Origin of the sequence: Corynebacterium sp. HMSC071F07, from assembly GCF_001810285.1 — a bacterium.
In the GTDB taxonomy this organism is placed as follows: domain Bacteria; phylum Actinomycetota; class Actinomycetes; order Mycobacteriales; family Mycobacteriaceae; genus Corynebacterium; species Corynebacterium simulans.
The window spans coordinates 34894-39990 of sequence record NZ_KV800709.1 but is presented as its reverse complement, the minus strand read 5'-3'; the positions used below and the strand labels follow the sequence as shown (position 1 = coordinate 39990).

Below are 5097 nucleotides of genomic sequence, written 5' to 3'. Positions count from 1 at the left end.
CCCCCGCGCAGTGCACGGTGGACGCCGCGGCTGACGACGTCCTCGCTGTCCTTTCCAAGCGCGCCTCCCGTGGCAAGCTCGTGGTCGTGGGGCACTCTTTGGGCGGAATGGTGGCGCTCAATGTGATTCGCCGCGCGCCGGACGAGGTGTACCAGCGCGTTGACTCGGCGCTGTTGATTGCGACGTCGATGCGCCGCTTTGCGGCGAAGGGTGTGGCGCAGATTCTCGAGTCGAAGGCGCTGGGCAGTTTGTATAACGCGTGCATGCGGCTGCCGAGGCGGATGGACCGCATCCGCTTTGAGGTCGCGCAGTGGGTTGCGCCGCTGTTTGCTGCTTTGCTGGCGGGTTTTCCGCAGATGGAGAAGCTGCAGTTCCACGTGGCCATGCTGATGGACACGCCGCTGTCCAGTTACACGGGCTTCTTTGACGACCTTCTCGACCACTCCGAGTATGCTGCCGCCGACCGTCTGGCCCGCCTGCGAGGCGAGGTCATCGTGGGTTCAGCCGACATCGTAACCCCGCGCAGCCAGTCGGACGTCATCTTGGAACACTGGCCGGCCGCCCGGCTGACTGAGGTGGACGGCGCAGGCCACATGGTCATCCTCGAGGAGCCCGAGGCCATCTCGGAGGCGCTTGGCCGACTCTTGGTTCCGTTGGTGGACTAGCGTTGCCGCGGCCGCCGGCCCTTTGCCGGCCCTCTACCGACCACCGCGCGCCTCCGCTTGTTTCCCAGAACCCCCGTAGGTTTGGTCCCATTCGTTTGGTCCGTTTGTGGGGTAAAGGGACCACTAGCGGCTTCTGCCCGGAACCGGTTACTCGTAAAACTACCCTTAGTAGGGGACCCAACCAATGGGACCAGTTGGCCGGTCGGCCAGCGAGTTCGTTGTACGACAAGCCTGCGCCCTTCTGCGCCCTTCTGTGCCCCGGCCGCAACGCAAAACGAGAAGACCGCCCCTTGGCGCCCTGCTAGGAGGGCAACCGAGGAGCGGCCTAAACCGTCCTAGAGCGAGTTATTACTCCTCGTCAGAGGAGGTGGACTCGGTGGCGGTCGGGTCATCGAGCTTCAGCTTCTTCGCTGCTTCCTCGACGACGGAACGCTCCACCTTGCCCTCGCGTGCCAAGCCCTCGAGGACTGCCACGACGATGGACTCGGCATCGATGTTGAAGAAGCGACGAGCGCCCTCGCGGGTGTCGGAGAAGCCGAAGCCGTCTGCGCCCAGAGCGATGTAGGTGCCCGGAACGTAAGGGCGAATCTGCTCCTGCAGGTCGGTGGTGAAGTCAGAAACACCAACGAACGGACCATCAAAGCCCTTGAGCTGCGTGGTGGCGAATGCCTCGGTCGGCTCGACGCCCTTCTGCAGCGCCTCCTTGTTGCGGCGCGCGCCGTCGCGAGCCAGCTCAACCCAGGAGGTGACAGAGAACAGGGAAGCCTTGACGTCGTAGTCCTTGGCCAGGATGTCCTGTGCGCGCAGCGCCTCGTGCACGCCCACACCGGAAGCCAGGATGTTGGCCGGGATGGAGCCGGACTCAGCGGTGTTGTAGTGGTAGATGCCCTTGTGCAGGCCCTCGATGTCGAGGTCCTCCGGCTCAGCTGGCTGGGAGACCGGCTCGTTGTACACGGTCAGGTAGTACATGACTGCCTCGGAGTCTTCGCCGTACATGCGGTTGATGCCGCGGTGGATCAGGTGAGCCACCTCGTAGCCGAATGCTGGGTCGTAGGAAATAACAGCCGGGTTGGTGGAAGCCAGAACCGGGGAGTGACCATCCATGTGCTGCAGACCCTCACCGGTCAGGGTGGTGCGGCCTGCGGTAGCGCCGATGATGAAGCCGCGGCCCAGCTGGTCGCCGGCTGCCCAGAAAGAGTCGCCGGTGCGCTGGAAACCGAACATCGAGTAGAAGATGTACAGCGGGATCATGGCCTCACCATGGGTGGCGTACGAGGTTGCAGCCGCGGTGAAGGACGCAGTAGCGCCTGCCTCGGAAATGCCCTCGTGCATGATCTGGCCGTCGGTAGCCTCGCGGTAGGAGAGCATGAGCTCGTTGTCCACTGGCACGTAGTTCTGGCCGCGTGGATTCCAGATCTTCATGGTTGGGAACCAGGAGTCCATACCGAAGGTACGAGCCTCGTCCGGGATGATCGGAACGATGCGCTTGCCCAGCTCCTTATCACGCATGAGCTCCTTGAAGGTACGCACAAGCGCCATGGTGGTAGCAACGTTCTGCTTGCCCGAGCCCTTACGCACGGAGCGCAGCTTCTCGATGCCCGGAGTGACCAGCGGGGTGAACTTGTCACGGCGCTCCGGCAAGAAGCCGCCGAGTTCTTTACGACGCTCCAGCATGTACTTGATCTCCGGTGCGTCCTCGCCTGGGTGGTAGTACGGCGGTGCGTAAGGATCCTGCTCGAGAACTTCGTCGGAGATCGGGATTTCCTGCTTGTCGCGGAAGAGCTTCAGATCCTCCAGAGTCAGCTTCTTCATCTGGTGGGTTGCGTTGCGGCCCTCGAAGTTGTGGCCCAGGCCGTAGCCCTTAATGGTGTGGGCCAGGATGACGGTCGGCTTGCCAGTGCCCTTGTTGGACAGTGCCTTCGCGTAAGCAGCGTAGATCTTGCGGTAGTCGTGGCCACCGCGGCGCAGGGCCCAGACCTCGTCATCGGAAAGATCCTCAACCAGCTTGAGGGTGCGCTCGTCGCGGCCGAAGAAGTGCTCGCGGACATACGCGCCGTCGTTTGCCTTGAAGGTCTGGTAGTCACCATCCGAGGTGGTGTTCATGATGTTGACCAGGGCGCCTTCTTTATCGGCGTCGAGAAGCTTGTCCCAACCGCGGCCCCAGATGACCTTGATGACGTTCCAGCCAGCGCCGCGGAAGAAGGACTCCAGCTCCTGGATGATCTGGGTATTGCCGCGGACCGGGCCGTCGAGACGCTGCAGGTTGCAGTTGATGACGAAGGTGAGGTTATCGAGCTCGTAGAGCGCGGCGGTCTGCAGGAGGCCGCGGGACTCTGGCTCGTCCATCTCACCGTCACCCAGGAAGGCCCAGACGGGCTGATCGGAGGTGTCCTTGATGCCGCGGGTCTCCAGGTACTTGTTAAAGCGTGCCTGGTAGATAGCGTTCATCGGGCCGATGCCCATGGAAACGGTTGGGAACTCCCAGAAGTCAGGCATCAGACGCGGGTGCGGGTAGGAAGGCAGACCCTTGCCTTCGCCGCGGGAAACTTCCTGGCGGAATCCGTCGAGGTCTTCTTCGCTGAGGCGGCCTTCCATGAACGCGCGGGCGTACATGCCCGGGGAAGCGTGACCCTGGAAGAAGATCTGGTCACCGCCGGAAGGATCGTCCTTGCCTTTGAAGAAGTGGTTCAGGCCGACCTCGTAAAGCGGGGCCGCGCCCGCGTAGGTGGAAATGTGGCCGCCGACGCCGATGCCTGGGCGCTGCGCGCGGTGCACCATGATTGCTGCGTTCCAACGGATCCAGCGGCGGTAGCGCTTCTCCAGCTCTTCGTCACCTGGGAACTCCGGCTCCATGTTGGTCGGGATGGTGTTGACGAAGTCAGTGGAGGTCAGGGCGGGCATCGGAACGCGCTTGGCGGTCGCACGCTCGAGCAGGCGGAGCATGAGGAAGCGGGCGCGTTCTGGATCGGCGTGATCCAGCAGGCCGTCGAGGGATTCCATCCACTCGCGGGTTTCCTCGGGATCGCTGTCGTGCAGGTAAGAAGCAACTCCGTCGCGGACGATCGGGAAGTTGGACTCATCCTTTACGGCGTCCTGGTCGGCCATTTAAACCTCCTAGATTGGTTTTACACAGTTTGCACCCCAGGATACGCGCACCCTGATCATCTGTGTGTGTGAAGGGGGTCAATTGCCGTACGCGGCCGGTAAAAGGCGCTATTTGCTAACTTTGCAAAACTGCTGTGTGCAGTAAATCTCCTGTGTAATCGCGAAAACTACTGTGCAAGGCGTTATGATCTTGCTCATGCCAGAAAATGGAAGGAATAAAGCAGTGGCTGATGCGGCCAGCAAGCTCGGAATCACCGAGGGGCAGATTGCCCTTGAACTCGGGTGGGACGAGGATTGCGATTCCAGCATCTCCGAATCTATTGAGGATGTCCTTGGAGAGGATTTTCTCGATGAAGAAACTGACGAGCTTTGCGACGTCGTGCTTCTTTGGTGGCGTGCCGAAGACGGCGACCTCGTCGATGGTCTCGTCGATGCAACCCGCCCGCTAGGGGACTCTGGCCGGATCTGGCTTATGACCCCAGGAGCAGGCAAGCCGGGCAAACTCGCGCCGGGGGACATCTCCGAGTCCGCTCAGCTCGCAGGCTTGGTGCAGACTAAAGCGGAGCGCCTAGGCGAGTGGCAAGGTTCTTGTTTGGTTGCTCGCGGATATACCAAGAAATAACTTTTACCAGGCGATTTGTTAGCTAACGCTTGTGTGGGCTAATCTTATGCAAGCGTTAACGCAATGCGGCTTTAGCTCAGCTGGAAGAGCAACTGGTTTACACCCAGTAGGTCGGGGGTTCGATCCCCTCAGGCCGCACCATTGTGAAGTCTCGAGACATCGTTCCTTTGGATGGTGTCTCGAGATTTTTGTTTCCTTCAAACGCGCTTCGCACCGCCAGGCGTGGTTTCATGTACCGATGTATGTAAATAGCGGCCAGAAACCTGGTGATTCAGGCACGCTATATACACACAGAGGTACATACGCCGTGGACTGTCTTCGGTGTCCTTAATATGGGCTGCCTACGCGGTATTCTGCTCCAGCCATGCGTTGATGCCGCCGCGCAGGGAGTAGACCTCTCTAAAGCCGCGCTCGCGCAGTGCGGCGACGGCTTGGGCGGAGCGGCTGTCTGGGCGGAAGCCCGCAAATGGTGAGGAGGGATGGGTATATCCAGGCTACTCGCGTCACACTGGTTGCTTTGAGAATCAAGAGTTGCGGGGCGACCTCACCATTTGGATGCAAAGGGCGCTAAGCCGCCGTAAATGGTGAGGTCGGCGGCTTAGAAGCGTTCCTGGCCGCGTTCGCGGATCTTTTCATAAAAATCCGGCTTGGAGTCGCCGTAGCGGGAACGGCTGCGACGCGAAGGCGTCGTGTCTGCACGCGGGG

At 61.1% G+C, this 5097-nt stretch carries 3 protein-coding genes, 1 tRNA gene and 1 pseudogene; 3 read left to right on the top strand and 2 right to left on the bottom strand.

What is annotated here, in order from left to right:
• On the top strand, window positions 1-665 hold a 665-nt coding region (locus tag HMPREF2724_RS06260), incomplete at its 5' end, for an alpha/beta fold hydrolase (RefSeq protein WP_070587762.1).
• Window positions 666-1013: 348 nt separating this feature from the next.
• Here the strand turns inward: HMPREF2724_RS06260 and aceE are convergent.
• On the bottom strand, window positions 1014-3770 hold the full coding sequence (aceE, locus tag HMPREF2724_RS06255; RefSeq protein WP_070587756.1) for a pyruvate dehydrogenase (acetyl-transferring), homodimeric type: 2757 nt from the start codon (window positions 3768-3770) through the stop codon (window positions 1014-1016).
• 196 nt (window positions 3771-3966) lie between these two features.
• On the opposite strand from aceE, the gene HMPREF2724_RS06250 reads away from it, so the two are divergent.
• Both HMPREF2724_RS06250 and HMPREF2724_RS06245 read left to right on the top strand, forming a co-directional pair.
• Entirely contained in the window at window positions 3967-4392 is a 426-nt protein-coding gene (locus HMPREF2724_RS06250) for a DUF3052 domain-containing protein (RefSeq protein ID WP_083306110.1), read from the top strand.
• A 65-nt stretch (window positions 4393-4457) separates the two neighbouring features.
• Window positions 4458-4533: transfer RNA gene (locus tag HMPREF2724_RS06245), tRNA-Val, on the top strand.
• A 200-nt stretch (window positions 4534-4733) separates the two neighbouring features.
• On the opposite strand, the pseudogene HMPREF2724_RS13490 reads toward HMPREF2724_RS06245, so the two are convergent.
• Window positions 4734-4835, bottom strand: a pseudogene (locus HMPREF2724_RS13490) (rhodanese-like domain-containing protein); the annotation flags it as partial.
• Between the last annotated feature and the right edge of the window lie 262 nt (window positions 4836-5097).